19 protein-coding genes are annotated in these 26,099 nt (G+C 71.5%); 8 read left to right on the top strand and 11 right to left on the bottom strand.

What is annotated here, in order from left to right; genetic code table 11:
• Both MYSTI_RS01050 and MYSTI_RS01045 read left to right on the top strand, forming a co-directional pair.
• Positions 1-1,218 (top strand): aminotransferase-like domain-containing protein, encoded by a 1,218-nt coding sequence (locus MYSTI_RS01050; protein ID WP_015345834.1) that lies wholly within the window; start codon positions 1-3, stop codon positions 1,216-1,218.
• Positions 1,219-1,427: 209 nt separating this feature from the next.
• Positions 1,428-2,174, top strand: a complete 747-nt coding sequence (locus tag MYSTI_RS01045; protein WP_015345833.1) for an SDR family oxidoreductase — start codon at positions 1,428-1,430, stop codon at positions 2,172-2,174.
• Positions 2,175-2,422: 248 nt separating this feature from the next.
• Here the strand turns inward: MYSTI_RS01045 and MYSTI_RS01040 are convergent, their stop codons facing one another.
• The 4 genes from MYSTI_RS01040 to popC all read right to left on the bottom strand — a co-directional run bounded on the left by MYSTI_RS01040 (position 2,423) and on the right by popC (position 7,570).
• Complete coding sequence (locus MYSTI_RS01040; protein ID WP_015345832.1) at positions 2,423-4,756, bottom strand: lytic transglycosylase domain-containing protein; 2,334 nt, start codon at positions 4,754-4,756, stop codon at positions 2,423-2,425.
• A 165-nt stretch (positions 4,757-4,921) separates the two neighbouring features.
• Positions 4,922-5,353 (bottom strand): SRPBCC domain-containing protein, encoded by a 432-nt coding sequence (locus MYSTI_RS01035; RefSeq protein WP_015345831.1) that lies wholly within the window; start codon positions 5,351-5,353, stop codon positions 4,922-4,924.
• Positions 5,354-5,665: 312 nt separating this feature from the next.
• Positions 5,666-6,079 (bottom strand): PopC secretion inhibitor PopD, encoded by a 414-nt coding sequence (gene popD, locus MYSTI_RS01030; protein WP_015345830.1) that lies wholly within the window; start codon positions 6,077-6,079, stop codon positions 5,666-5,668.
• A gap of 63 nt (positions 6,080-6,142) precedes the next feature.
• Positions 6,143-7,570, bottom strand: a complete 1,428-nt coding sequence (gene popC, locus MYSTI_RS01025) for a subtilisin-like protease PopC (protein WP_015345829.1) — start codon at positions 7,568-7,570, stop codon at positions 6,143-6,145.
• A 621-nt stretch (positions 7,571-8,191) separates the two neighbouring features.
• Between popC and MYSTI_RS01020 the strand changes: the two genes are divergently transcribed.
• Positions 8,192-8,986 (top strand): prolipoprotein diacylglyceryl transferase, encoded by a 795-nt coding sequence (locus MYSTI_RS01020; protein WP_015345828.1) that lies wholly within the window; start codon positions 8,192-8,194, stop codon positions 8,984-8,986.
• Between the two features lie 60 nt (positions 8,987-9,046).
• Here MYSTI_RS01020 and MYSTI_RS01015 read toward each other — a convergent pair whose 3' ends face one another.
• Positions 9,047-10,006: a sigma-70 family RNA polymerase sigma factor gene (locus MYSTI_RS01015; protein ID WP_015345827.1), complete on the bottom strand. Its 960-nt coding sequence runs from the start codon at positions 10,004-10,006 to the stop codon at positions 9,047-9,049.
• A gap of 5 nt (positions 10,007-10,011) precedes the next feature.
• A complete protein-coding gene (locus tag MYSTI_RS01010; protein WP_015345826.1) occupies positions 10,012-11,325 on the bottom strand; it encodes an FAD-dependent oxidoreductase in 1,314 nt (437 codons plus the stop codon).
• 486 nt (positions 11,326-11,811) lie between these two features.
• Between MYSTI_RS01010 and MYSTI_RS01005 the strand changes: the two genes are divergently transcribed.
• Positions 11,812-12,744, top strand: a complete 933-nt coding sequence (locus MYSTI_RS01005) for an alpha/beta fold hydrolase (protein ID WP_015345825.1) — start codon at positions 11,812-11,814, stop codon at positions 12,742-12,744.
• Positions 12,745-12,884: 140 nt separating this feature from the next.
• On the opposite strand, the gene MYSTI_RS01000 is transcribed toward MYSTI_RS01005, so the two are convergent.
• Positions 12,885-13,805, bottom strand: coding sequence for a DMT family transporter (locus MYSTI_RS01000; RefSeq protein ID WP_015345824.1), 921 nt, complete (start codon positions 13,803-13,805; stop codon positions 12,885-12,887).
• A gap of 72 nt (positions 13,806-13,877) precedes the next feature.
• Positions 13,878-14,159 (bottom strand): rhodanese-like domain-containing protein, encoded by a 282-nt coding sequence (locus MYSTI_RS00995; RefSeq protein ID WP_015345823.1) that lies wholly within the window; start codon positions 14,157-14,159, stop codon positions 13,878-13,880.
• A 79-nt stretch (positions 14,160-14,238) separates the two neighbouring features.
• On the opposite strand from MYSTI_RS00995, the gene MYSTI_RS00990 reads away from it, so the two are divergent.
• Entirely contained in the window at positions 14,239-14,754 is a 516-nt protein-coding gene (locus MYSTI_RS00990; RefSeq protein WP_044278287.1) for a GreA/GreB family elongation factor, read from the top strand.
• 103 nt (positions 14,755-14,857) lie between these two features.
• Entirely contained in the window at positions 14,858-17,380 is a 2,523-nt protein-coding gene (locus tag MYSTI_RS00985; RefSeq protein WP_233278125.1) for an ATP-binding protein, read from the top strand.
• A 3-nt stretch (positions 17,381-17,383) separates the two neighbouring features.
• On the opposite strand, the gene MYSTI_RS00980 is transcribed toward MYSTI_RS00985, so the two are convergent.
• On the bottom strand, positions 17,384-19,114 hold the full coding sequence (locus tag MYSTI_RS00980) for a GAF domain-containing sensor histidine kinase (protein ID WP_015345820.1): 1,731 nt from the start codon (positions 19,112-19,114) through the stop codon (positions 17,384-17,386).
• Between the two features lie 226 nt (positions 19,115-19,340).
• Between MYSTI_RS00980 and MYSTI_RS00975 the strand changes: the two genes are divergently transcribed.
• Positions 19,341-22,202: a PAS domain-containing hybrid sensor histidine kinase/response regulator gene (locus MYSTI_RS00975; RefSeq protein WP_015345819.1), complete on the top strand. Its 2,862-nt coding sequence runs from the start codon at positions 19,341-19,343 to the stop codon at positions 22,200-22,202.
• A 1-nt stretch (position 22,203) separates the two neighbouring features.
• Here MYSTI_RS00975 and MYSTI_RS00970 read toward each other — a convergent pair whose 3' ends face one another.
• Entirely contained in the window at positions 22,204-22,854 is a 651-nt protein-coding gene (locus MYSTI_RS00970) for a hypothetical protein (protein ID WP_015345818.1), read from the bottom strand.
• Positions 22,855-22,866: 12 nt separating this feature from the next.
• Positions 22,867-24,381 (bottom strand): M91 family zinc metallopeptidase, encoded by a 1,515-nt coding sequence (locus MYSTI_RS00965; RefSeq protein ID WP_015345817.1) that lies wholly within the window; start codon positions 24,379-24,381, stop codon positions 22,867-22,869.
• 270 nt (positions 24,382-24,651) lie between these two features.
• On the opposite strand from MYSTI_RS00965, the gene MYSTI_RS00960 reads away from it, so the two are divergent.
• Positions 24,652-26,088 carry a vWA domain-containing protein gene (locus MYSTI_RS00960; protein ID WP_015345816.1) on the top strand — a complete coding sequence of 479 codons (1,437 nt, stop codon included), beginning with the start codon at positions 24,652-24,654 and terminating at the stop codon, positions 26,086-26,088.
• The last annotated feature ends 11 nt before the right edge of the window (positions 26,089-26,099 follow it).

Genomic DNA, 26,099 nt, shown 5'->3' with positions numbered 1-26,099 from the left:
ATGAGTGCCGACGCCATGAGCGCCCCCCTTCCCCCGCCGCCGGTCTGGCGTCTCGCGCAACGCATGTCGCGCATCAAGACGTCCGCGGTGCGCGAAATCCTCAAGGTCGCCGAGCGGCCCGACATCCTCTCCTTCGCCGGCGGCCTGCCCGCCCCGGAGCTCTTCCCGCTGGAGGCCATCGCGGACGCCCACGCGCGCGTGCTGGCCGAGGACGGTCGCTCCGCCCTCCAGTACAGCACCACCGAGGGCTTCGCCCCGCTGCGGGAGTGGATTGCCACGCACCTGGGCAAGAAGGGCCGCGTCTGCAACGCGGACCAGGTCCTCATCACCAACGGCTCGCAGCAGGGCATCGACCTGGTCGCGAAGATTCTCCTGGACCCGGGTGACCTGGTCATCGTGGAGAACCCCAGCTACCTGGCCGCGCTGCAGACGTTCGGCGGCTACGAGGCGAAGTTCGCCACGGTGGAGAGCGACGACCACGGCATGCGCGTGGACGACCTGGAGCGCGTGCTCGCGACGCACAAGCCCAAGCTGCTCTACGTCATCCCCAACTTCCAGAACCCCAAGGGCACCACCCTGGCCCTGGAGCGGCGCAAGGAGCTGGTGCGGCTGGCCCAGCAGCACCGCTTCGTCATCCTGGAGGACGACCCTTACGGCGAGCTGCGCTTCCGCGGCGAGCACCTGCCGTCGCTGGCCGCCTTCGATGACCAGGGCGTCGTCGTGTCCCTGGGCACCTTCTCCAAGACGCTGGCCCCGGGCCTGCGCATCGGGTGGGTGGCGGGGCACAAGGACTTCGTGCGCAGCCTCACCATCGCCAAGCAGTCCACGGACCTGCACACCGCCACCGTCGCCCAGCGCGCCGTGGTGAAGCTGCTCCAGAACTTCGACTACTACGGCCACCTGGAGTCGCTGCGCCCCGTCTACGGCGAGCGCGCCAACGCCATGCTGGACGCCCTCAAGCTCCACATGCCCCAGGGCACGACGTGGACACACCCCGACGGCGGCATGTTCCTCTGGGCCCAACTTCCCCCGGGCCTCAGCGGTGACACCCTGCTACCGCGCGCCGTCGAGCAGAAGGTCGCCTTCGTCCCGGGCAGCCCCTTCTTCGCCACCAACCCGCGCTCGGAGTTCATCCGCCTCAACTACTCCAACCGCCCGCCGGAGCTCATCGCCGAGGGCATGCGCCGCCTGGGCGCCGTCATCTCCGGCGCCCTGTAGTCCGCGCCGAGACTCCCAGGATGTGCCGCGCCGCGTCGGGTCTCCCGGCGCGGCGTTTTCATTTCCATCCAAGTTGAATCCCGATTCAGGTTTCAACTCGTTCCCCGCTGGCCAGGGCGGGCCGGGTTGCGTAGCCTGCTGCGCGGCGGGACTTCTGGCGGCGGAGGGGTGCTCACGGCACCGCGCCGCCCACCACACCGGAGAGACACATGCAGCTCAAGGACCTGAAGGTGATTGTGACGGGCGGTGCCCAGGGCATGGGCGCGCACTTCGCGCAGCGGCTCATGGAGGCCGGGGCGCAGGTGGCCGTGGGCGACGTGGCGGAGGAGAAGCTGGCGGCGCTGCCCGCGGGCATCCACCGCCGGAAGCTGGATGTGTCGTCGGAGGAGGACATCGCGTCCTTCGTGAGCTGGGCGCACGACGCGATGGGCGGACTCAACGGCCTCATCAACAACGCGGGCGTCCTGCGCGACGCGCTGCTGGTGAAGAAGGACCGGGCCACGGGCCAGGTGAAGAAGCTGTCCACCCAGGACTGGAACACCGTCATCGGCGTGAACCTCACGGGCGCCACGCTGATGGTGCGCGAGGTGGTGGCGAAGATGGTGGAGACGGACCAGAAGCCCGGCGTCGTCGTCAACATGTCGTCCATCGCGCGGCACGGCAACCGCGGCCAGTCCAACTATGTCTCCGCCAAGGCGGCGCTCGCGGCGAACACCGTGACGTGGTCGCGCGAGTTCGGCCCCTTCGGCATCCGTGTGGGCGCGGTGGCCCCGGGAATGATCGAGACGCCCATGACGCAGGGCATGAACCAGAAGGCCCGCGACACGCTGGTCTCCGCCATCCCCGTGGGCCGCATCGGCCTGCCCGAGGACATCTGGCTGGCCGTGAAGTTCATCCTCGAGTGTGACTACTTCAACGGCCGCACCATCGACGTCGACGGCGGCCTGAACTTCTAGGCCCCGGCCGCTTCCCCTCGAAGGCACTCCCAGCGGACGCCCCCGCTGAAGCGCCTTCGAGCGGTGAGGCCCGAGGGAGCGGCGGCGACACGGGGAGGACCGTGCGCGGATGACAGCGGACACGACTTCTCCCCCAGGCGCCGAGCAGCCCCCGAAGCACCACCCGGCCCTGCGCCAGGTGTCTGGATGACAATGAGTGACATTCGCCACCCCGTGACGATGGGAGTGGAGTCTCTCGAGGGCTGTCGCTACCGCCGGCTGACGTCTCCGGAGCGCATCGCGTGCAGCATCAGCGGCTCACCGGTGTAGAGCAGCTTGTAGGCCCCGTAGCTGCCGAGCACGTGCTTCACGTACTCCCGCGTCTCGTCGAAGGTGATGTGCTCCACCCACTCGTCGAGCTCCGCCTCCGGCAACGCCTGACGCCAGCGGTCCACGGCGGCGGGCCCCGCGTTGTACGCGGCCACCGCGTAGGCCACGTTTCCGTCGAAGCGCTGGAGGAGCTGCCCCAGGTAGGCCGCCCCCAGGCGGACGTTCTGCGCGGGCTGGAGCAGCCCCGCCTCCCCTACTTCGGGCAGCTTCAGCTGGCGGGCCACCGTCCTCGCCGTGTCGGGCATGAGCTGCGCGAGCCCCAGCGCCCCCGTGGCCGAGCGCGCCCGGGGACGGAACCGGCTCTCCTCTCGGATGAGCCCCTGCATCAGGTCCGGGTCCACGCGCGACACCCGCGAGTAGCGCTGGATGAGCTTCCGGTACGTCAGCGGCCACGTCGCCTCCCACACGGGACGCGACGCGGCGTTGAGCGGGCCCTGCACGTCCTGACGCAGGGACACCCGCGCCACCTGCCTCGCGGCCTGCTTGCGCCCCGCGCGCAGCATCGTCTGGTAGAGCAGCCGCGCGGGCGCCTCCGGCAAGCCTCGTGAGTCCACCGCGAGCAGCTCCTTCGCCGCGCCAGGATGTCCCAACCGCAAGAGCTCCACCCCCGCGGCGAAGCGCGGGTCCTTCCGCAGCACGCCGGGAGGCAGCGGCCAGACCTCGTCGGGCGGGACTTCGGCGCCCGGCTCGGGAGGAGGCACCGCCTGCGCCAGCCGCACCGGCGCCACCCGCGCCAGCCGCGAGCGCGCCAGCATCCCGTACCAGCTCGCGGGCCGCTCCGTCGTCAGTCGCACGTAGTCGTCCAGCGCGGCGGCGTTGGTGAGCGGCGCGCCCTCCTTCAAGCGCGCGCGCCAGTACCGCGCCCGCCACAGCGACTCGTCCGTGCGCGAGGCCGCGGGCAGGTGCTCCACCGCGTCCAGCGCGGCCAGGGCGTCCGTGGGAGCGGCCCGCCGCGTGTGCAGCCAGAACGCCCGGAAGAGCGACTCCGCCGCGAAGTTGCCCGCGGGATAGCGCTTCGCGGCCTCCTCGTAGCGCGCGAGCGCCACCTCCGTCTGCCCCGTGCGCTGGAGCAACCACGCCTCGAAGAAGAGCGCGTCATCCGCATAGCCGTGCTCGGGGTAGTCGTGCGCGAGCGTCGCGTACGTCTCGATGGCGCCCTTGGGGTCCACCACCGACTGCGAGTACCCCAGCACATAGAGGGCCTGCGGCCGCTGCTCCGGAGACAGGCACTTCTCCGCCACGGGCGCGAGGAGCTGGATGGCGCGGCGGTGCTGGCGCTCCTTGCGCAGCGCTCGGCCATAGGCGAGGTGCGCGCGACAGGAGAGCTCGTCGGGCAGCTCCACCTGGGACATCACCCCGCGAAGCAGCTCCATCGCCGCGACGTTGTGGTGCAGCTCCACCAGCGCCTCCGCGCGGCGCACCTTCCACTTCAGCGGCAGCGACAACCCCGTGAGGCGCTGACGCGCCCGCTGCGCCTCGCGCGACAGCGGACTCGTCGCCCAGACCTCCAGCAGCGCGCGGTGCTCCAGGTTGTACTGCCCCTGCGCCCGAGCCAGGTCACAGACGGCGAGCAGCGCCTTCGTCCGCAGCACGTCCGGCCCCTTCGTCTGCCGGCTGTCGATGAGCTCCTCGAGCGCCGCCACCGCGCCGGGGATATCGCGCTGGCGCCGGAGCACGCGGGCCAGGCTGAAGCGCGCCTCCGCGTAGAGCGGGGAGCCCGTGCTCACCTCGCGATACTGCGCCGCGGCCAGCTCCCGCTTGCCCAGCTTCTCGTTGGCCTGCGCCGCCCACAGCAGGAAGTGGTCCTTCAGGGGCGCGTAGTCGACGGCCAGCGCGGCCAGCTCCTCCGAGGAGGTGGCGTAGTCGCGGGCCAGGAGCGCGCTCTGCGCACGCAGGAAGCGGACGGGCAGCGAGGAGTCCTCGGCCGCGAGCAGCGCGCGGGCTCGCGCATGGCGGCCCAGGCGCAGCGCCTCCCGCGCCTTGGCCAGCGCCCCTTGGGAGAAGTACGGCGCGAGCTGCTCGGGACCGAACATCGACACGGAGAGCTCCGAGCCCGAAGGCTGCGCGGCCGGAGTGTCGAGCAGCTGCTCCAGCTGCTCCTCCGACAGGACCTCACCGGGGCCTTCATCCTCGGGGGACTGCGCCCAGGCGGAGCTCGCGTGGGTGAGGCAGAGCACCACGGCACCCACGCGCAGCCAACGTCGTCCATCCATGCATGCCCTCTTCGGCGAAACGGGCCGCTCAGGGTTTGCACGACGGCTCGACTTGGGACCGCACCAAGGACGCGACATCCGCACCCGCGTCGACCAGGCGATACACCCGCGGGACACGCCCACCCGCCTCTGCCTGAAACCCGACGGAGCCCGGACGAGCGCCCGCTACCCGCGCACCCGCTCCGCCAACGCGCGGTTCATCGCCGCATAGGCGGTGTGGATGGCCGCGACGCGCTTCTTCCCGAAGAGCACCGTCGCCGCCCCCTGGAACTCCTCTCCATGGACCAACCGCGTCCCGCGCCCCTCCATCGTCAGGTGGAAGAAGTGCCGCCCCCGCAACACCCCCGGCACGCCGCCCGTCCACTCCAACGCCCCGGGTGACTCCACGCGGACCAGCGTCGCCGTGAAGCACAGGGCCCACCACGCCGGACCTCCTGGCGGGTAGGCCCGCATCGCCACACGCGCCCCCACCTCCAGCCGCCCCCGCGCCTCCAACACCAAGGGATTCCAGTCCGGATAGCGCGCGAAGTCGCTCAGCACCTCCCACACCTGCTCAGGGGGTGCGTCGATGAAGTCTTCCGTCCTCACGAGGAGCATTCCGCTCCCTTACCGCCCGACTCACCCCTCGCAAAGACACACCCGTACCCCTTGGCGTCTTGCTTTCAAGAGCACCTGACACCTCGCTGCCCTTTGGGACGATTGCGGGATGACAGGACAATCGCGACTTTCTTCGTTAATCAGGAAGAAGCGGAGAGACCGTGGGTTGCTGGTATCAGAACCCTTTCAAGTCTCTCCGGGCGTAAGGCGCGGAAGGGACTTGCGCCTGGTGAACGAAGCAAAGCGGGCCGCCCTCCGCGGTATCGGATGGGGAGCCCAGACCAGGGGTGCGAAGGCGAGGGGCACCCACCGCTAGTAGAGGTCGACGGGCATTGTCGCGCCTGCCTCGAACTCCGGAGCGCGGCGGAGCTGATCCAGCACACGCGGCGCGCAGCGCAGGTGAAGCATGGGCAATGAGCCCGGCGGACTCACCGAACGCACGGAGCCCTGGAGGTTGTGCGCCTCAATCCACCGGATGAGGCTCTCGTGGAAGCGAGCACTCTCCGCCAGCCCGGCCCCGTGGACTTCCGCCCGAGACCGGGGCGGAGGGCGGGCAGACGTGTGCCGTCGGGACGCCGCGGGGACCTCTCGCGGCATCACCGTGATGTCTATCCACTCGGGCGGCGTGCGCGCGCTGGCCGAGCCAGGCAACGTGCGCACCGACGAGGAGACGTAAGAACCGCCCGCAGCGAAACCGTCCCCTGGCTCGCCATTCTTCCTGCTCATGGCCTCATCCTCCCCCGGGTCCGGCGCTCACCTGGCGCCGACCCCGGCTGCGACCCACCACCGTCACCTGAATACAGCCAGGCCCTTGCCCGTCCGATGCCCATTGGAGCGAGGGAGCTTGACCGCATTGGCCAAAATCAAATCCCGCACCTCGAGCGCCGTCAAGTCAGGGGCGCGGCACCGATAGAGCGCCGCGATACCCGCTACATAAGGCGCCGCCATGCTCGTGCCACTCATTCGTTCGTAGAACGCCTGATTGTTACAGCGCCGCTCTGTGCTGGAATACACATTCACCCCGTAACCCATGACGTCGGGTACGACGCGGCGCTCCACGACGCCACTGGCGGAGAAATGAGCCACGTTGCGCTCGAAGTCGACTGCCCCCACGGCCAGGGACTCTTCAAAGGCGGCTGGATAACCAACCGTGTCGGGTCCACTGTTGCCTGCCGCGACAACGGGCAGGACGTTGCTGTCCAGCAGTCGACGAATCATCGTCTGGAGCGCGCGTTGGTTGAGGCGGTAGTCGGCCTCCGAGATTCCCGGCGGGGGCTTGAGCGGGAAGCCCAGTGACAGGTTCACCACCGCGGGGCGCGTGACGTTCTGCGGGCTGCTGAACTGGTGGAGCAGCCACTCCATGCCCGCGGCCACGCGGCCCAGGCTGGTGCGGATGGTCTCCGACTCGATGACGGACGCGACATAGAGGTCCACCTCCGGGGCGACGCCATGGTGCGTGCCCGCGGCGATGCCACACACGTGGGTGCCGTGGCCGTCCGGGTCGAAGCCGCGGATGTCGCGCGCGGGATTGTGGGGCGAGTTGGGGAACAGCGACACGTAGCGGAACTGGATGACCCGAGCGGTGTGCTCGGGGTGGTCCGCGTCCACGCCGGTGTCCAGCACGCCCAGCAGCACGCCCGCGCCCCGGATGCCCTGCGCGTGCGCCAGGGGCACGCCGCTCTCGTCGGGCCACTCGCGCTGGGCCAGCGAGCTCATGCCCCGGTTGCGCGGTCCGGACTGCCCCGCCGACACGGGGCCGGGGAAGGACAGGGGGACGACGTCGGGGATGAACTCGAAGTCGTTGGCCAACTCGCCCCGCGCCTCGGCCTCCGTGGCCTCCGAGTAGAAGTGGGCCATGGTGGCGCCGATGAGCGGCATGAAGCGGAAGCTGCCCGCCTCGCTGCCCGTCTGCTCCGTCACGGGGGCCCCCGGCAGCGGCGGAATGGTGGCGTCCGCGCCGCGGGTGGTGGGGCGCTTGATGCGCGAGCCCTTCGCCACGCGCTTGCGAGCCTCCTCTCCGCTGACGGGAGGACGCGGGCCGGGCAGCGTGGCCGAGCGCATGCCCAGCGACGACAGCGCATCCGGCGCGCGATTGGCGACCGCGAAACGAAGGGCCGTGGTGCGAGGCAACACGCGCTCGCCCTGCTGCGTACCGCGAGGCCCGACGCGGGCCTCCGTCTCGATGGACTCCTTGGGAACCAACAGGTAGGACTTCATGGGTTGTCTACTCCTTGAACCACCGTGCAGCGCGAGCGGCGCGCGACAAGGGCCGCCCGCATCCAAGCCGCATCCGCCGCGCCCGGAGCCTTGCGGGGGTGGCGGGAGATGAATGGCGCGCGATGGGTGGCGCGCCGCACCGCCGGGTGCTCTCGCCCGGCGCCTGGGCCCTCCTCGTTGCGTGGGGCCGCGGCGCGGCCCTCGAATCCCCACTCAGCCCGTGGCATCAGGCCGGACACACGCCGGCCCCGCGCCCGCTCTGGCTCCCGGCCCTTCTCGGCTGTGGTCCGCAGCTCCATGCCTCGCGCGTCCCTCCTGGAATCCTGTCCGCATGGGGAGATTGGACAGGACGGCCCTGACAATTAAAGCAGGGTTTCCAAGTTGTAGACGCATGAGCCCCCCCGATTCGGTCCTAGCGGGACTTTCTGGAGCGTCTGGAAGTATGAAGGAAGGCGGGCGGACTGCTCGGAGCGGCACAGGAGGGGTGTCCGCCACCCGACCCGAGGCGTGGTCAGGGGACGGGCAGGAGGGGGGAAGTTCGCGTCCCCACAATTGTTCGCACCCATCCTCAACGACGGATTAAGTGGGGAAGGACGTACGCGCCCCCTTGGAGCCATCGACGTGATTCCCTACTGGCATGCCCCCTCACTGAACCTGGGGCCCCTCAAAATCGAGCCCTTCGGCATCTTCGTCGCCCTGGGCATCCTGCTGGCCGCCCGGCTGCTCGGCAAGCAGGCTGAGCGCCAAGGGCTGGACCCCACGCCGCTCGCCGACTACGCCCCGTGGGGCGTGGGCGTGGGCGTGCTGGTGGGCCACTGGGTGCACCTGTTCTTCTACCACCCGGAGGAATTGGCCAAGTCGCCGTTCCAGATTCTGAAGGTGTGGGACGGGCTGTCGTCGTTCGGCGGCCTGGTGGGCGGCATCCTGGCGGCCATCTTCTTCTTCCGGCACCGCAAGCTGCGCTTCAACGACTACGCGGACGCGTTCGCGCTGGGCGTGGCGCCGGGCTGGGCGGTGGCGCGGCTGGGCTGCTTCGCGGTGCATGACCACCCCGGCGTGCGCACCGACTTCTTCATGGCGGTGGCCTTCCCCAACGGCCCCCGGCACGACCTGGGCATGTACGACGCCATGGCGCTGTTCGCCATCTCCGGCCTGCTGTACGCGCTGCGCGACGTGCCGAAGATGAAGGGGCGGCTGCTCCCGCTGCTGGCCCTGCTCTACGCGGCGTGCCGCTTCGGCTTCGACTTCCTGCGCGCCACGGACATGAGCTACGTGGACGCGCGCTACTTCGGCCTGACGCCCGCGCAGTACGGCTGCTTCGTGCTGGTGGCCTATGGCGTCTGGGGCCTGTTGCGCCGCCGCGAGTCGAGCGCGACGGCCTCGCCCCCGGGCAGTCCGGTGGGCGCCGCGCGGTAGCCCTCCCCGCCCCGCTCGAGGGCCCTCGCGCCAGGATGGCGAGGGCCTGGAGCGGGGGGCTCACGCGGGCGGAGGAATCCGCACGCCCCTGAGCTTGCGCGTCGTGAGCACCGAGTGGATGTGCGCGATGCGTCCATCCGCTCCCAGCTCCACGCGGAACACGCCTCGGGTGGCGTGCATCGGGTCCTTGTCCGGCGCGAAGGTCATCGCCAGCGCGGGCAGGCCGTTGAGCGACTGGAGCTCCATCGACGTCGGTGGACCTCGCTGCAGCAGCAGCTTCGCCAGGAACTGCATCACCCGCTGCGGGCCCACCAGCGGCACCTGCGCCGCGCGAACCTCTCCGCCGCCATCCGACAGCGCGCGCACGTCGTCGGCCAGCAGGGCCTGCGCCGCCGCCACGTCACGGGACATCAGCGCCCCCAGGAAGGCCTCCAGCGCGGCGCGCGTGCGCTCCTGGAGCTCCTTCGTCGGCACGCACCGGGCGCCGTCGTAGGCCGCCATGGCCGCTCGGGCGCGGTGGTGCACCACCTTCACGTGGACCTCGCTCATGTCCAGCGCGTCGGCCACCTCGCGCACGGTGGAGTCGAACACGTCGCGCAGGAGCAGCACCGCGCGCTGCTTGGGGGACAGGGCCTCCAGCGCCAGCAGGAAGGCGTAGGAGACGCTCTCCAGCAGCTCGTAGCGCCCCTCCGTCGAGCCGCCTCCGGGCAGCCGCGCCTCCGCCGCGTGGGGCACGTCCTCCTCGCCTGTCTCCAACGGGGAAGGCAGCCAGGGCCCCACGTAGGCCTCGCGCCGGCGGCGGCGCAGGGCGTCTCGAGACAGGTTCACCGCCACCCGCGTCAGCCAGGGGCGCAGGTCCTCGGACCGCGGAGGCGGTGACGTCAGCGCGCGGGCGAAGGTCTCCTGCACCAGCTCGTCCGCGTCCGCCGCCACCCCCGTCATGCGGTAGCACAGCCCCCACAAGTAGCGCTCATGCTCCCGCGCCGCCTCCGCCAACGCCCCATGTGCCCGGTCCGTCATGACGCTCAGGCTCCCGCCGCCATCCGCAGGGGCTCCGCCGCCGCGTGCCGCCCCCGGCGCAGCAGCGCGTGCTCCACCGCCTCCGCGCTGGCGAAGGACGCATCCACCAGCATGCCCTCGTCGCCCACCCAGTCGCCCACGCGGAACAGCCCGCCGACGTGCGGCACCTGGGGCGTGGGCCGGCCGGACAGGCCGCCGTCCTTCGCGGTGGGCAGCAGGTGCGTCACCACCAACGAGGGGCGGAAGCGCCTGGCCACCAGCACCTCGCGCCACCCGGGCTGGAGCGTGTCCATCACGGCCTCCAGCTCCGCCTCGCTCGTCGGCCCGTCCGCCTCCGTGAGGTACTTCATGACGTGCACCATCGCGCCTCCCTCGGGTCCCAGCTTCGCGTAGGCCGAGTGCACGGAGGCGTACCATGGACCATCGATGCCCAGGGCGAAGAGCGCCTGCGGCTTCGGCAGCCGGGACAGGCCCAGCTCCAGCGTGGCCGCCTTCACCGGCGTCGCGGCGGCGGCCTGGCGCTCCAACACCTCGTCGCCCGGCAGCATCGCGGCGACATCCCCGGGCGCCCCCGCCACCACCACCGCGTCCGCCGCGTGCACGGTGCCGTCCCCCAGCCGCAGCCCCACCACCTGTCCGTCCTTCACGACGACGTGGTCCACCTTCGCGGAGAGCTCCACCCGCACACCCGCCTCCCGCGCGACCGCCGTCACGCTCGTGACGAGCGAGGCCCAGCCCCCGTCCACGTACAGCACGTTGGCCTTGAGGGCCTGCTGGAGCTGCCGCACCGCCGCCTGGGCGCTGAGCACATCCAGGTCCGCGCAGTAGCTGGCCACCCGCACCAGCGCGCCCGCGACCTCCCGCACCTCGTCGCTCGACACGCGCGTGTCGAGCCACGCCTTCATCGACACGTCCTCCAGCGCATCCGCGTCGACCCGGGGCATCCCCCCCAGGAACCGCGCCAGCTCCAGCTTGCCCGCCAGGCCCAGCAGGTCCGACGTCAGGAGCGACACCGGACCTCGGGGCAGCGTGTGCAGCCGGCCCGCCCTCAAGGCGTACGTCCCGCCCTTCTGCCCGGGGACATGGCCCTGGGGCTTCACCCCCAGCCGCCCGAGCACCCGCATCCCCGCCCCCGCCACCGCGAGCGCACGAGGTCCCAGGTTGAACTTGAACCCATCCACCTCCGAGGTCTGCCCGCGCCCGCCCAGGTGCTTGGAGCGCTCGAACAGCGTCACCGCGCACCCGCCCCGCGCCAGCAGCGCCGCCGCCGTGAGCCCGCCCAGACCGCCTCCCACCACCGCCACCTTCTTCGCCGTCATGTCCTGCCTCCGTCGCATCGCCCGGGAGGAATCCCGAGCTCTCGACGCCTCCACGAAAAAGGCCGACGAAAGGTTACAGACCCCGTTCTTCTCCTCGGGAGCGGGCCGATTTCGGGCCCATTTCCTCGACTTCCGGGGACGCGCCGCCATCACTGGAGCAGTGCAGGAGGGCTGCAATCACAGGCAGGGTCAGACTTCGGGCCCATGGCTCGGCGCCGTCATTCCTGACATCACGTTTCAGCCTGTCAGTGAATGCCACTTCACCGCGCTTCAATGACGCAGGCCCCCTGTTTGAGACAGGTTTTCGCTCAGGCAGAAACCTTCCGTTCCGAGTGACGAAAGCCCGGACTCCGGGTCGGCTTCGCCTCGCACACTGGAGCAAACAGGACCCCGGACGTCGTGACAGACAAAACAATGTCAGAGGTAGGCGTAGAATGATTCATGTCACGGCGGATGAACCGCCGGGTCTCGACAAGGCACGCACCCATGAAGATGCTTCTGGCCGCCCTGCTGACGCTGCCCCTGCTCGCCTGTGGCCCCGCTTCCGAGCCCGAGCCCACGGCGGCGCCGTCGGATGCGCAGACCGCGGAGCAGTCCAGTGAGCTGTCGTCCGCGAAGCCTCGCGAGCGCTCCGTCCGCCTGCGCACGGGGGTGACGCTGCGCTATGTCGAGCAGGGCTCGCGCCACGGTCCCGCCGTCGTCTTCCTCCACGGCTACACCGACTCGCACCACACCTGGGACTTGAACCTGTCGCTCTTCTCGCGCGACTTCCACATCTACGCGCTGGACCAGCGTGGTCATGGTGACTCGACGCGCCCCGCGTGTTGTTACACGCAGCAGTTCTTCGCCGCGGACGTGGCGGCCTTCCTGGACGCGGTGGGGGAGCGGCGCGCCATCATCGTGGGCCACTCCATGGGCAGCTTCGTCGCGCAGCAGGTGGCGCTGGACTACCCGCGCCGCGTGGAGGGCCTGGTGCTGGTCGGCTCGGCGCCCACCGTCTCGGGCAACGAGGTGGCCCTGTTCCTCAAGTCGGTCGTCGATGAGCAGGTGGGCACCGTCGACCCGGCCTTCGTGCGCGACTTCCAGTCGAGCACCTTCGTGCGCCCCGTGCCCGCGTCGTATCTGGACACGCTCGTCTCGGAGAGCCTGAAGCTCCCCGCGCGCGTGTGGCAGGACACGCTCGATGGGCTGATTGCGGAGGACCACTCCGCGCGCCTCGGCTCCATCCGCGTGCCCGTGCTGGTGGTGGGCGGAGACCAGGACGGCTTCTTCCCCGTCGCGCAGCAGCAGGCGCTCGTCGATGCGCTGCCCGACGCGCGCTACATCCTCTACCCGGACACGGGCCATGCGCCCCACGCGGAATTGCCCCAGACCTTCGTGCGCGACGTCAGCCACTTCCTGCGGCGCGTGACGCGCTAGGTGTTCCGATGGCCGCGGGCGGGCCGCTGACCCGGCCCGGCTCGGCTCGCGGTGCATCACTCGCTCCGGGCGCGCTCCTTCGGCTCGGCGCGGCGCTGCCCCCGCTCCGGGCCCTCTGCCTCGGCCCAACTCGCGGCGCTTCACCCCGCTCCCGGAGCGGTCTCCTCGGACTTCGCGCGCTCGGCGGCCCGGAGGCTCGCGCCGGGCATGTCGGAGCGGGCCAGCAGCACGGCGGCGCCGAGGATGAGCGCGCCGCCCAGCACCTGACGCAGGCTGAGCCGCTCATCCAGGAAGAGCACGCTCAGCACCACCGCCGTCAGCGGCTCCATGTTGGACACCAGCGACGTGTTCACCGGGCCGATGCGCGCGATGCCCACGAAGAAGAGGAGCACGGCGACGACGGTGGAGATGAAGGCCAGTCCCGCCACTGCCCCCCAGCCCTGCGTCGTCGTGGGGCAGGACGGCCCCCGCACCAACACCACGAGGCCGAAGGTGAGCCCCGCGGACAAGAGGATGACGGTGCTGGAGACGAGCGGCCCCGCCTTTCCCGCCACCCTCGCGCTGAAGACGACGTAGAGGGCGTAGATGACCGCGGACAACACCCCCAGGAAGACGCCCAGCGGCGTCACCTCGCCCTGCCGCAGGTCCGCCGTCAGCGCCGTGCCGCACAGGGCCAGCACCACCGCCACCCACTTGAGCCGGCCCAGGCGCTCGCGGAAGACGAACACCTGGAGCAGCGCCACCAGCGCGGGGAAGGAGTACAGCAGCAGCGCCACCAGCCCCGCGGGCGCGTACTTCAGCGCGGTGAAGTAGACCGCCGCCTCACTCACGTACCCCACCGCGCCCAGCAGGATGAGGTTCACGAGCAGCCGCCCCCTGGGCAGCGACCGGCGCAGCGCCACCATGGCGCATCCCAGCACCACGCCCGCCCCCGTGAAGCGCAGGAAGAGAAGCGTGGGGACATCCGTGCCCGCCGCATAGGCGAGGCGACCGAAAAGCCCGAGCGCGCCGAAGCACACCCCGGACAGGGCCACGATGAGGAAGCCAGCGGTGCGGTTCATGGCGGAACAGCGCCACGCTGCTCCAAGCCGCCCCTCATGTCACGCACCACCGGCGCCCCTCGGGCCGGAGCGCTACCAGTTGTTCACGGAGCGCAGGTCGAAGACGTCCGGAAAACCGTTGGAGCGCAAAAGCTGTGCGGCCACCGCGCTGCGGCCTCCGGCGGCGCAGTACACCACCACGCTCGTGCCGGGCGGGCCCACCTCCTTCAGGCGCTGGGGCAATTCCTGCACGGGGATGTTGCGGGCGGCCTCCGGGTGGCCCTGCTGAAACTCGGCGGGCGTGCGCACATCCAGCAGCACCGCGCCTTCCGCGACGAGCTGCCGGGCCTTCTGGGACAGTTCCTGGGGCGTCATGGCCCGCCAGCATGCCTGATTCGGCGCCCCGGCTGAAAACTGGAGGGACTGCCCGGGAGGGCTACAGTTCTGTGCCATCATGTCACTCGACAAGCAGGCTCTGATGCACCAGCTCGCCGAGCGCCTCCAGCAGAGCGACAGGCTGGCCCACCGGGCGGAAGCCGAGGCACGCGAGGCGGCTCGCAGCCTGGCCACCGAGTCGGAGAAGAAGGAAGACGGCCGCGCCGCCCTGGAGTTCGGCAGTCTGGCCACCGGCCAGGCCCACCGCGCCCGCCGCGTGCAGGAGGAGCTCCAGGCGCTCACGAACTTCGGCCGAGGCCCCGTGCCCCGCTTTCCCCGCCAGGGCCCCGTGGGCCTGGGCGCGCTGGTGGACGTGAGCACCGAGGACGAGGAGGGCTTCGCCGAGCGCACCTTCTTCATGCTGCCCGTGGGCGCCGGCACGGAGCTCACCGGCCCCGGCGGCGACGGCTTCCTGTCCGTCATCACCCCCGCCTCCCCCGTGGGCAAGGCCCTCATGGGCCGCAAGGCGGGCGACACCATCGAAGTGACGCTGGCTGGCGAGGTGCGTGAGTGGACGGTGCTCGAGGTGGCCTGACGCACGGTGTCCCACCTGAATCGTCCCGGGTGTCAGGCCCCGGACGAAACGCGCGGGAGCACTAGTATCCATGGGCCCTGACACGCGTGAATCCGGGAAGAAGATGTCTCTACTTTCCGCTCCGCGTACACCTCAGGCGCCCTCCCCACCGACGCTGCTGCCCCTCACCTGGCCCGCCGCGCTCATCGGACTGATGTGCGGCGTGCTCATGACGTATGTGCCGTACGAGTTCCGGATGGCCGCGTTCCGGCCCCTGTACCCGTACGTCCGGCTGCTGGGGCTCACGTACCTGGCCGGAAGCATCACCTTGATGGGGGCGCTCCTGTATCCGCGCGCCCCGCGCTGGCTGGACCTGGGCGGCCGCGCGCTGCTGGCGGTGGCCATCGCCCTGTACTGGTGGGTGCTCAGCGTGCTGCCCGGCGGCTTCACGGGCACCATCATGTACCCGCTGTTCTTCGTGGGCCTGCTGCTGGAGGCTTGGCCGTCCATGCGCCGGCGCCCCATCCTGCGCACGGTGGTGGCCTTCACCGGCGCCGCGTTCGGCGTGGCGCTGCTCTCCGCCCCGGAGCGCTTCCCGCTGTCCGTCTACGCGCACCTGGCGCCGCTGCGGCCCCTCATCGGCCTGCTGTTCACCGCCAGCGCCGTGGGGTTGCTCGTGCCCGCGCGCTGGCTGCCCGCGCGGACCTCCAACGTCCTGATGCTCGCGATGGCCGTGCCCTTCACGCTGCTGGGCTATGCCCTGGCCCGAGGCTCGTCGTGGCTGGGCGCCAGCGTCTACATCGTGCTCGCGGTCTCCTGCGTGGCCCAGGCGAGCCCGTGGCGGCCCGGCGCGCCGCGCACCGTGGGGTGGAAGCTCCTGCGCGGGCTGGCCTTCGCGGGGCTGGTGCCCCTGCTGGCGCTGGGAGGGCTCGCGGCGTACCTGGCCCAGCGGGCCATCGAGCAGCAGGTGCGCGACGACACGCGCTACGCGGCCGCGGGGGAGGCGGACTTCCTGCGGCGCTACCTGGATGACTCGCGCGAGTCGCTGCACCTCTTGCTGGAGTCCCCGGGCTTCCGCGCGGCGCTGGCCAGCGGGGAGCGGGAGCGGCTGGTGCCGTACCTCACCAACCTGGCGTCGAGGGAGCGGACGTTCCACGCCGCGCTCACCCTGGACGAGCGTGCCCAGGTGCTGGCCACGTCCGAGGGCGTGGAGGGCTGGGGCTTCCAGGCCCATGAGCTGTTCCCGCCGTCCACCCTCCCTGGCGAGCTTCCCCTGTCCCTGCCCTTCACCCGCCCGCCCAACCGGCCGCTGGTGGCGGTGGCCCTGCCCTTCGAGTTGGAGGGCTCGCACAGCGGAATGCTGGTGGGCCTGTTGTCCCTGGAGCGGCTGAGCGAGGCCGCCACGCCCGCGTCCCAGCGCTTCCGCGTGCAGGTGTTGGACCGGCGCGGGAAGCAAATCCTGCGAGACACCGCCCCCGGCGCGCAGCTCCTGGGCGAGGCCCACCTGCCCGAGGCGCTGGACGCGGAGCTGGAGCGGCCCGGAGGCGGCGTGCTGGAGGCGTTCGACGCGGCGGACCGGCGCGTGCTCACGGCCGAGGCCCCCGTGGAGTCCTCCCCGTGGAGCGTGGTGGTGACGCAGGAGCTGGGGGTGGCGTACGCGGCGATCACCCGCATGAGCGCGGCGGTGGTGGGGCTGGTGCTCCTGGGCGTGCTGATGGCGCTGGGGCTCTCGCAGCTCGTCGCGCGCGACATCATCCGCCGCCTGGACACGCTGCGCGAGGCGACCGCCGCGCTGGCCGCGGGAGACCTGACCCGGCGCGTGGAGGTGGAGGAGGACGACGAGCTGGGCGAGCTGGTGCGCGGCTTCAACGACATGGCGGACCGCACCGGCGCCACGCAGGAGGAGCTGAAGGAAGCCGTGCGCGCGCGCGAGGAGTTCCTCAGCGTGGCCAGCCACGAGCTGCGCACGCCGCTGACGCCCCTCAAGGGCTTCGCCGCGCTCTCCCTCCAGCGATTGGAGAAGACGGGCGACTTCCCGGAGCGCGAGCGGCTGCTCAAGGCGCTGCGCTCCATGGCCCGGCAGACCGAGCGGCTGGCGCGGCTGGTGGATGATCTGCTCGACACCGCGCGCATCCAAGGGGGCCGCTTCGACCTGGAGCGCAACCGCGTGGACCTCATCCCCGTGCTGCGCGAGGTCATGGAGCGCTTCGAGCTGCGGGGCGAGGGAGGCATCGCCTTCGAGCTGCGCGTGCCCGAGCACCCCGTGGAGGGCGACTGGGACGCGCCCCGCCTGGACCAGGTCCTCACCAACCTGGTGAGCAACGCCGTGCGCTACTCACCGCAGGGGGGCGCCGTCCACGTGACGCTGGAGGAGGCGCGGGACTTCATCCTGGTCCACGTGAGGGACCAGGGCATTGGCATCCCGCCGGAGAGCCTGGCGGGACTGTTCCGCCCCTTCGCGCGCGCGTCCAACGCCACCGCGCGCCACTACGGGGGCCTGGGCCTGGGCCTCTTCATCTGCCGCGAAATCGTGGAGCGCCACGGCGGCACCATCTGGGCGGAGAGCCCGGGCCCTCAGCTGGGCAGCTCGTTCCACGTCCGGCTGCCTCGCCACGTCGTGCCCCACCTCACCGACGTGGCGGCCTGAGCGTCACGCCAGCGGCTCCGTCACGCTCAGCCACTCCTCGGGGATGTCGCCGCGGGGCAACTCCAGCACGAAGGTGGAGCCCCGCCCCACCTCGCTCGTCGCCGTCACCGAGCCGCCGAAGGCCTCCACGATCTGCCGGGTGATGTAGAGGCCCAGGCCCAGGCCGCCATAGTGCCGGTCGCTGACCGCGCGCTCGAAGCGCTCGAAGATGCGCGGCAGGTCCTGCGCGGAGATGCCGATGCCGCCGTCCTCCACGATGAGCCGCGCGGTGCGCCCTTCCGCCTCCACCGTCAGGCGCACCGGCTGGCCCGCGCCGTACTTCAGCGCGTTGGACAGGAGGTTGGTCACCACCTGCTCCAGCCGCAGCCGGTCCCACCGGCCCAGCACCGGCACCGGCGCGTGCATCTCCAGCGAGCAGTGGTGCTGCGCGGCCGCGGGCGCGAAGCGGTAGAGGATTTCCGCCGCCACGCTGGCCAGGTCCATCTCCTCCAGCTCCAGCTTCAGCCGGCCCGCGGTGATGCGCGAGACGTCCAACAAGTTGTCCACCAGGCTCGTCAGCTTGCGCACCTGACGCTGCACCACCTCCAGCGTCTCCGACACGCGCTCCGCGGACACGGGCTTGCCGTGCGCGGCCAGCACCTCCACCTGCTTCTGGAGCAGCTGCACCTTGAGGTGCAGCGGCGTCAGCGGCGTCTTCAGCTCGTGGCTGGCGATGCCCAGGAACTCGTCGCGCAGGCGCACCGCCTCGCGCGCCTCGCTCAGCAGCCGGGCGTTGTCCAAGGACAGCGCCACGCGCCGGGCCAGCTCCTCCGCGAGCTGCTCGTCGTCTTCGCCGAAGCCCGGGGCGCCCTCGGTGCGGAACAGCGCCAGCGCGCCGAGGACGCGGCCTCGCGCCACCAGCGGCACGCCCAGGTAGCTGGTGAGCCCCAACAGGAGCAGCAGCCGCGCGTGCTCCTCGTCCCGCGCCACGTCCTCCTGCTGGGCCTGCGTCAGGCACGCCACCCGCTCCGTCCGCCCGGAGAGCGCCATGGAGGGAAGGCCGCGCGCGTCGGCCGCGTCCGGCGGGTAGCGGTGCAGCATCTCCACCATGGCCACGTGCCGCGCCGGCTCCGCGTGCACCGCCGCCGCCGCGCGCACCGCCTCCCCCGCGGGCCCCAGGAAGAACACCCCCGCGTCCGCCAGCGTGGGCACCATCAGCCGCAAGAGCGGCTCCAGCCGCGCCTCCGCGTCCAGCTCCGCGCCCAGCAGCGCCCCCGCCTCCGCCAGCAGCGTCGCCGCGCGCGTCGCGTCCAGGCGCGCGGGCACCTCTTCCCTCGCGCGCAGGAACACGCCCTCGGGGGCCAGCCCCCCCTCCGGCGACACGGGGAACACCCCGCCGCGCAGCACCACCACCGTGCCGTCCGGACGGCGCAGGCCCCAGCGCTCCTCGAACACCGGCTCTCCCGCCAGCGCCCGCGTCAGCGGCGAGACGTCGAGCGGCGTGGCGCCATCCTCCGCCCTCACCCAGACGCACCCGGGCAGCTCCCCCTGCTCCACCCGCGAGGGCGCGGCGATGCGGAATTGCCGCCCGGCCTCCGCGTTGAAGACCAGCACGCGGCCCGTCACATCCACCAGGAGCAGCACTTCGGCCGCCTGCTCGACGAGCAGGCGCAAGGCCGCATCGCTCAGCCGGGCCTCCGCCCGCTCCGCGAGCACCTGACGCATCATCGAAAGCTGGGCGCCGCCAGAGGACATGAGTTCAGGGGAATTCCGCTGGCGCATGGTGGCATCCCCACCTGCCTGAAGGAAGACAACAGCCCGCCCTCGCTCAACACCCAAGGGGGCGCGGTCTGAATCCCAACCATCCTGGGGTCACCGCAGCCCCCTTGCCTGTACTGCAGGAAATCCTGAATCGTTGGATAGTTGTACATCGCCAGGACTCCCTGCCCAGGCGACGTGGTCCCCTTGCACGAGCTTCGACATGCAGACGTCGCCCTCCAGGCCTGACTGGACTCCCCATGAGCGCCGGTACCGGCTCGTCATCGACAGCCTGAAGGAGGTCGTCTTCCAGACGGACGCGCGGGGTGCGTGGACGTTCCTCAATCCAGCGTGGATGGAAATCACCGGTCAGACGGTGGAGACCTCGCTGGGGAAGTCCTTCCTGGAGTTCGTCCACCCCGAGGACCGACCCCACAGCCAGGAGGGTTTCCGCCGGCTGGTGACGAAGGAGTTGGAGTTCGTGCGCACGGAGGTGCGCTACCTGAACCCCAGCGAGGGCTTCCGGTGGGTGGAGGTCTACGCGCGCCTGATGGTGGGCGAGGACGGCGAGGTGCTGGGCGCATCCGGCACGCTCAACGACATCACGGAGCGCAAGGCCGCGGACGGCGCGCTGGCGCGGCGCGAGCGCTACCTCACCGCGCTGGTGGAGATGCAGCAGCGGCTGCTGGCCGTGCGCGACGGCGGCGACATCTACGGGCCCGTGCTGGCGTCGCTGGGCCAGGCGTCCGGGGCCAGCCGCGTGTACGTCTTCGAGATGCACCCGGGCCCCCTGGGTGAGCAACTGACCAGCCAGCGCGCGGAGTGGTGCGCGCCGGGCGTGCGGGAGGAGATCGACAACCCCTCGCTCCAGGGCCTCAACATGTACCCGGACCTGGAGCGGTGGGAGCGGACGCTGTCGCGCGGGGACGTCATCGAGGGGCTCGTCTCCGGCTTCCCCGAGGTGGAGCGCGTGCTGCTGGAGCCGCAGGGCATCCTCTCCATCCTCGTGCTGCCGCTGCGGGTGCAGGGCGTGCTGACGGGCTTCGTGGGCTTCGACAACTGCTCGGAGGCGCGGCGGTGGGACCGGCTGGAGGTGGACCTGCTGTCCGCCGCGGCGGGCGCCATCTCCATGGCCTTGGAGCGGCGCGAGTCGGAGCGCGCGCTGCGAGAGCGCGAGCGGCGGTTCCGGCAGCTCGCGGAGAACGCGTCGGACGTGCTGTACCTGTACCGCAGGGAGCCGCCCCGGGGCTTCGTCTACGTCAGCCGCGTGGCGCACGCGAAGCTGGGCTACGGGCCGGTGGCGCACTACGGCGACGCGGACCTCTGGTACCGGCGCGTGCATCCGGAGGACCGCGACGCGCTGGAGCGGCTCTTGGAAGCGCCTCGCGCGGCGGCGGGTGCGCCCGTCGTCGTGCGCTACCTGCACCCGGATGGGCGCACGCTCTGGCTGGAGCACGTCGTCGTCCCGGTGACGGACGCCATGGGGCGCATGGTGGCGGTGGAGGGACTGGCGCGCGACATCACCGAGCGACGTCAGGCCGAAGAGGCCCTGCGGCTGTCCGAGGCCAGCTTCCGCGCCCTCCTTGAAGGCGTGCCGGACGCGGCGGCCATCGAGCGGGACGGGCACATCGTCTACGCCAACGCGGCGCTGGTGGGCACGCTGGGCTTCGAGCGCGCGGAGCAGCTCGTGGGCCGGCAGCTCTCCGAGTTCGTGAAGGACATGCGCGGCGCGGACTCCTCTCGGGCGGGCGCGCTCACGGGAGAGCGGCGGCTGGTGCGGCGCGACGGGCGCACGCGGGTGGCGGAGGTCGTCTCGCTGCCCCTGCGCTTCGACGGACAGCCCGCCGTCGTGTCGATCGCCCGGGACGTGACGGAGCAGCGGCAGTTGCAGGCGCGGCTGACACTGGCGGACCGGCTGGCGTCGGTGGGCACGCTGGCGGCGGGCATCGCGCATGAAATCAACAACCCGCTGGCCTTCGTCCTCTCCAACCTGAGCTTCCTGTCGGACGAGTTCCGCCGCCACCTGCCCCCGGGCGAGGGCGCGGCGGCGCTCCAGGCGCGCCTGCGCGGCGAGCCGGACCTGGGCGAGTGGGACGACGTGCTGCACGAGGCCTGCGAGGGCGCGGAGCGGGTGCGGCAGATTGTCCGTCAGCTCAAGACGTTCTCCCGACCGGACGAGGAGCGCGTGTCCCCGCTGGACGTGCACACGGTGCTGGAGTCGGTGGCGATGATGGCGGCGAATGAGATCCGCCACCGCGCGCAGCTCCGCCGCGAGTACGGCGACATCCCCCCCGTCATGGCGAACGAGGGGAAGCTCAGCCAGGTGTTCCTCAACCTCGTCGTGAACGCGGCGCAGGCGATTCCGGAGGGCAGCGCGCACCGGCATGAAATCCGGCTGGCGACGCGGCGGGACGGGCGCTCGCGCGTGGTGGTGGAGGTGCAGGACACGGGCGTGGGGATTCCGCGCGAGGTCATCGACCGCATCTTCGACCCGTTCTTCACCACCAAGCCCGTGGGCGTGGGCACGGGCCTGGGGCTGTCCATCTGCCACAGCATCATCCACGGGCTCGGCGGTGAAATCACCGTGGACAGCGAGCTGGGCAAGGGCACCACCTTCCGCGTGGCGCTGCCCACCATGGAGCCGGACGCGCGCGCGGCGCCGCCGGTGCTCGACGTGACGACGCTGCCGCTCAGCCCGCCCCGAGGCCGGGTGCTGGTGGTGGACGACGAGCCCGCCGTGGGCCGCGTCCTCCAGCGCATCCTCCGAGGCCACGAGGTGGAGGTGGCGTGCAGCGGACGGCAGGCCCTGGAGCTCCTGGAGAAAGGGCTGGAGCCGGACGCGGTGCTGTGCGACGTGATGATGCCGGACCTGACGGGGCGCGACGTCTACGAGTCCGTGCGTCGCGCGCACGCGGGCCTGGAGGGGCGCTTCGTCTTCGTCTCGGGGGGCGCCTTCACCACCGGCGCCCGGGAGTTCCTGGCGAGCATCCCCAACCCGCTCCTGGAGAAGCCCTTCGACGAGAGCCGCGTGCGGCACGTCGTCGAGGAGCTGGTGCGGCTGCGACAGCCCGCGGCGAAGGCGTGAGCTACTTCTTCACGCCGTCCAGCGCGAGCGGGCCGCTGTCCAGGAGCTGCTGACCGGACGCGGCCTGGCCGTACTCGAGCGTCCGGTACGACTGGCCCTGGGCCTGTGTCTCGCCGTGCAGTCGCACCTCGCCTGAGTCCGGCAGGTACGCCACGCGCAGGCGCAGCTCGCGCACCGCGGACAGCGGCCGCGTCACTTCCGGAGACGTGGCGTAGGGCATGGAGGTGCGCAGGGGCAGCGGCACCACCAGGCGACGGGACGCGGTGGCGCCGGGCTCCACGCGGCTGACGGCGGGGACCTCGGGCGCTTCCACGTCCAGGTCCTCCGGCACGGGGATGAGCGCGCGCAGCAGCACCGCGCCGTCGCCGGAGAGGTCCACGTAGGCCCGCTCCGGGGCGATGCCCACGTAGCCCGTGGGGCCCCACTCCGGCAGCCCATCCAGGAGGAGGAGCGCGCGCGAGGAGCGGTTGTGCACCGCGTAGGTGATTCCGAGCTCCTCGGGCCCGCTCGACACCGACTCCACCTTCAGCTCCACGTCCGCCTGTGCCACGCGTTCCTCCGGGTTCGCGGGCCGCTCCACGGCCCGCGTACAGCCCACGATTATCGCCAGCGCGGCGCACCAGGCGCCAGCGCGACGCGGCGGAGCTCTCATGGCGCCCGGAGACTAGTAGCGCGGCCGGGTGGGCAGGTTGAGGTCGTCGCGGAAGACGTTCTCACCCGGGCGGCCCGGCTGCACCACGTCGGGCGTGGCGGGGTTCTGGTCCAGGTCGATGGGCAGGCCCACCGCGGACGTCTCGCGGTTGTTGGTGCCGTTCTTCTCGCCGAGCGCCAGCGTGCCGTTGTTGTAGTCGGACGCGTGCACCATCTCGTGGAACAGCGCGACGGAGGGCGGCCGCGTCATCCACTCCTCGCTGCCCAGCGAGGTGCGGGTGGTGTTGTAGTTCACCGTGCCGTTGGTGCCCTTGCCCGGCGTGCCGTCCGCGTTGAACCAGGCGTCCGCACGGTTGTCGGGCGCCGCGGAGTTGCCGCCCGTCGTCGACTTGATGGTCGTCGTCTTGCCGCTGTTGTCCATCGTGGCCAGCAGGGCCTGGCCCGACGGCAGCGAGCGCATCGCGTCCAGGTCCGACTGCACCCGCGCCTGGAAGTCGGCGGTGCCCTCCACCGTGATGGAGCGGCCACGCTTGTCCGCGTCCGTCATGTCGACGATGGTCCGCTCGGTCTGCGGCCCGTCGGTGGTCTCGTTCTCCTCGACGTAGAGCTTGTCGGTGCCGGCGTTGCCGCGCACGGTGTCCTTGCCCGCGCCGCCCGCCACCGCGTCGTTGCCCGCGCCACCGCTCAGGTAGTCGTTGCCCCGGCCGCCCAGGACCTGGTCATCCCCAGCGCCGCCCAGGGCCACGTCGTTGCCCGCGCCGCCGTCGATGTAGTCGCGGTCCCCGCCGCCCAGCAGGAGGTCGTTGCCGTCCAGGCCGTAGAGCACGTCGCGCCCGGCGCCGCCCAGGGCGATGTCGTTGCCCGCGCCGCCCTCGATGTAGTCGTCCCCGTCGCCCGCGGAGATGGCGTCGTTGCCCTCGCGGCCGATGAGGGTGTCGTTGCCCGCGCCACCGACGAGCTTGTCATTGCCCTTGCCGCCGGTGAGCTTGTCGTTGCCCGCGCCGCCGTCCAGCGTGAGGTTGTGCGTGACGTTGGCGTCCACGGTGATGGAGTCATCCCCGTCGCCGCCCTGGATGACCGCGTTGCGCGACTGCTCCGCCGTCAGCGTCACGGTGTCGGAGCCGGAGGTGATGGTCAGCCCGCCGTCGGTGTTCTGCTTCACCGTCGCGGAGTTGTTGCCGGCGCCCAGGTCCACCACCGTCTGGCCGGACGCGTTGGTGCTCACCTGGGGACCGGTGCCCGCCAGGGCCTTCTTGATGGCGTCCGCCGCCGCGCTCGCCGCCTTGCCCACCGTCGCCCCGGGACCACCGGGCGGCCGCGCGCCCTCACCGTCCAGGTTGGGTCGAGCCTCGCGGGTCGGCCGAGCCGCGGTGCCCGTCGTCCGGGGGCCCGCGTCGAAGCCGTCCCGCATCCGCTGGTCCACCGCCGCCTTCACCTGGTTGGGGCGCGTCTCCTTCGAGACCTGCTTCACCGGCTCCTGCTTCACCAGCGACGTGGGACGCGAGCCCGGCTTGCCGATCGTAGTCATGTTCTCTTCTCCCCGGGGGCGAGTGCCCAGTGCGGTCCCAGCCGTCCGAGGCCAGGAGGATTCATCGAAGTCGACGCCTTGCACTGGTTATCGACCATTCGTGCATCACGGTTGCGTTCCCCCCGCGCTTTATGCGGGCCGGGGTGGATCCACGAGGGGGGCTGGACGTATCCGTCATCGGGGGGACCCTCCTCCCGGTGACCGATGCGGCCCGGGGTCGGACGGGAGAGTGTGGCGTCCACGTCCGCCCTTCCCACCCCCGAGGCACGCATGAACCGCACCCTGTTGCTGCTGTCCGCCGCTGGATTGCTCGCCCTGGGCGCGCTCTCGCTGGGCAAGCCCCCGGCCCCCGTGCCCCCACCGCCCCCACCCGTCACCGACACCAGCCACACGGTGTCCCTGCCCAACGAGCCCGAGTCCACCGCCATCCTCCCCCTGGTGGCCTCCGAGCCGACCTCCGGCGCCCTCACCCTGTCGGGCAAGCTGTCGGGCGCCTACGTCCAGACGGGCCCCAGCGAGGCCTTCGCCTGGATGGAGCTCAAGGCCCGCCCGGCGCCTCCCGGCCGGCGCGTCCCCGTCAACCTGGCGCTCGTCGTAGACCGGTCCGGCTCCATGGCGGGGCGCAAGCACAACGACGCCCAGCGCGCCGCCATGGAGTTGGTGCGCCGGCTCACCCCCGAGGACCGCCTGGCGCTGGTGCACTACGGCACCGACGTGACGGTCATCCCCAGCCGCCTCGTCACGAAGGAGGTCCGCGAGGACCTGCTCTCCCTCATCCAGGGCATCTACTCGGACGGCTCCACCAACATCAGCGGGGCGCTCCAGGAGGCGGCCACCGCCCTGTACCCCTACCTGCCGGAGTTCAAGGTCAGCCGCGCCATCCTGCTGAGTGATGGCCAGCCCACCACGGGCCTCACCTCGGAGCCGGAGCTGCTGCGCATCACCCGGGAGCTGCGCGACCGGGGCGTCACCGTGAGCGCGCTGGGCGTGGGCGAGGACTTCCACGCCGCCCTCATGCGCGGCATGGCGGAGCAGGGCGGCGGCTTCTCCGGCTTCATCGACGACTCCGCCCGCCTGTCGGAGGTCTTCTCCCGCGAGCTGGACCAGGCCACCAGCACCGTGGCCCGGAAGGTGGAGCTGCGGCTGGAGCTGCCCGCGCATGTCCACTCCGCGGAGGTCCTGGGCCTGCCCTCCACGCGCGAGGGCTCCATCGTCAAGGTGCCCCTGTACGACATGGCGGGCGAGCAGACCGTGCGTGTCGTCGTGAAGCTGACGCTGGCGGCGCCCGCCTCCACCGAGCCCCTGCCCGTGCTCTCCGCCTCCGCGCACTACGTGGACGTGGGGCGAGACACCCAGGCGCAGACGACGCTGGCGCTGAAGGCGAGCGTCACCGACGACCCGTCCCTGGTGCGCGAAAACCTGGACCGGGATGTGCGCGTGCACGCCGTGCGAGCGTTGGGAACCCAGCAGATGCGCGCCGCGGTGAAGGAGATGCAATTGGGCAACCGGAGCGCCGCGGTCGGTCTGCTAAGCAACGCTCGCAGGCTTTTCGGCTCGTCCGCCTCGGCGCTCTCCAGTGAGCTTGCGGAGCTGGACCAAGCAGAGGCAGCCTATGGGAACGCGGCCAACGACGGCGACGTCCGCCGGGAATCGCTGAAGCTCTACAAGAAGACGATGAAGAACTTCGGCGAGAACAACGCGTACTAGGCAGGACGGTG

The sequence above is a fragment of the Myxococcus stipitatus DSM 14675 genome, assembly GCF_000331735.1.
Lineage (GTDB): Bacteria > Myxococcota > Myxococcia > Myxococcales > Myxococcaceae > Myxococcus > Myxococcus stipitatus.
Note: the sequence above shows the minus strand (reverse complement) of the source record. Positions and strands in the feature narration are given on the sequence as shown.

Excerpts from the sequence above, each read along its gene's own strand:
- MYSTI_RS01005 (WP_015345825.1), top strand. The coding sequence starts at position 11,812 with ATGAAGATGCTTCTGGCCGCCCTGCTGACGCTGCCCCTGCTCGCCTGT.
- MYSTI_RS01010 (WP_015345826.1), bottom strand. The coding sequence starts at position 11,325 with ATGACGGCGAAGAAGGTGGCGGTGGTGGGAGGCGGTCTGGGCGGGCTC.
- MYSTI_RS00985 (WP_233278125.1), top strand. The coding sequence starts at position 14,858 with ATGTCTCTACTTTCCGCTCCGCGTACACCTCAGGCGCCCTCCCCACCG.
- popC (WP_015345829.1), bottom strand. The coding sequence starts at position 7,570 with ATGAAGTCCTACCTGTTGGTTCCCAAGGAGTCCATCGAGACGGAGGCC.
- popD (WP_015345830.1), bottom strand. The coding sequence starts at position 6,079 with ATGAGCAGGAAGAATGGCGAGCCAGGGGACGGTTTCGCTGCGGGCGGT.
- MYSTI_RS00965 (WP_015345817.1), bottom strand. The coding sequence starts at position 24,381 with ATGACTACGATCGGCAAGCCGGGCTCGCGTCCCACGTCGCTGGTGAAG.
- MYSTI_RS00990 (WP_044278287.1), top strand. The coding sequence starts at position 14,239 with ATGTCACTCGACAAGCAGGCTCTGATGCACCAGCTCGCCGAGCGCCTC.
- MYSTI_RS01045 (WP_015345833.1), top strand. The coding sequence starts at position 1,428 with ATGCAGCTCAAGGACCTGAAGGTGATTGTGACGGGCGGTGCCCAGGGC.
- MYSTI_RS00980 (WP_015345820.1), bottom strand. The coding sequence starts at position 19,114 with ATGTCCTCTGGCGGCGCCCAGCTTTCGATGATGCGTCAGGTGCTCGCG.
- MYSTI_RS00970 (WP_015345818.1), bottom strand. The coding sequence starts at position 22,854 with ATGAGAGCTCCGCCGCGTCGCGCTGGCGCCTGGTGCGCCGCGCTGGCG.
- MYSTI_RS01015 (WP_015345827.1), bottom strand. The coding sequence starts at position 10,006 with ATGACGGACCGGGCACATGGGGCGTTGGCGGAGGCGGCGCGGGAGCAT.
- MYSTI_RS00960 (WP_015345816.1), top strand. The coding sequence starts at position 24,652 with ATGAACCGCACCCTGTTGCTGCTGTCCGCCGCTGGATTGCTCGCCCTG.
- MYSTI_RS00975 (WP_015345819.1), top strand. The coding sequence starts at position 19,341 with ATGCAGACGTCGCCCTCCAGGCCTGACTGGACTCCCCATGAGCGCCGG.
- MYSTI_RS01040 (WP_015345832.1), bottom strand. The coding sequence starts at position 4,756 with ATGGATGGACGACGTTGGCTGCGCGTGGGTGCCGTGGTGCTCTGCCTC.
- MYSTI_RS01000 (WP_015345824.1), bottom strand. The coding sequence starts at position 13,805 with ATGAACCGCACCGCTGGCTTCCTCATCGTGGCCCTGTCCGGGGTGTGC.
- MYSTI_RS01050 (WP_015345834.1), top strand. The coding sequence starts at position 1 with ATGAGTGCCGACGCCATGAGCGCCCCCCTTCCCCCGCCGCCGGTCTGG.
- MYSTI_RS01035 (WP_015345831.1), bottom strand. The coding sequence starts at position 5,353 with ATGCTCCTCGTGAGGACGGAAGACTTCATCGACGCACCCCCTGAGCAG.
- MYSTI_RS00995 (WP_015345823.1), bottom strand. The coding sequence starts at position 14,159 with ATGACGCCCCAGGAACTGTCCCAGAAGGCCCGGCAGCTCGTCGCGGAA.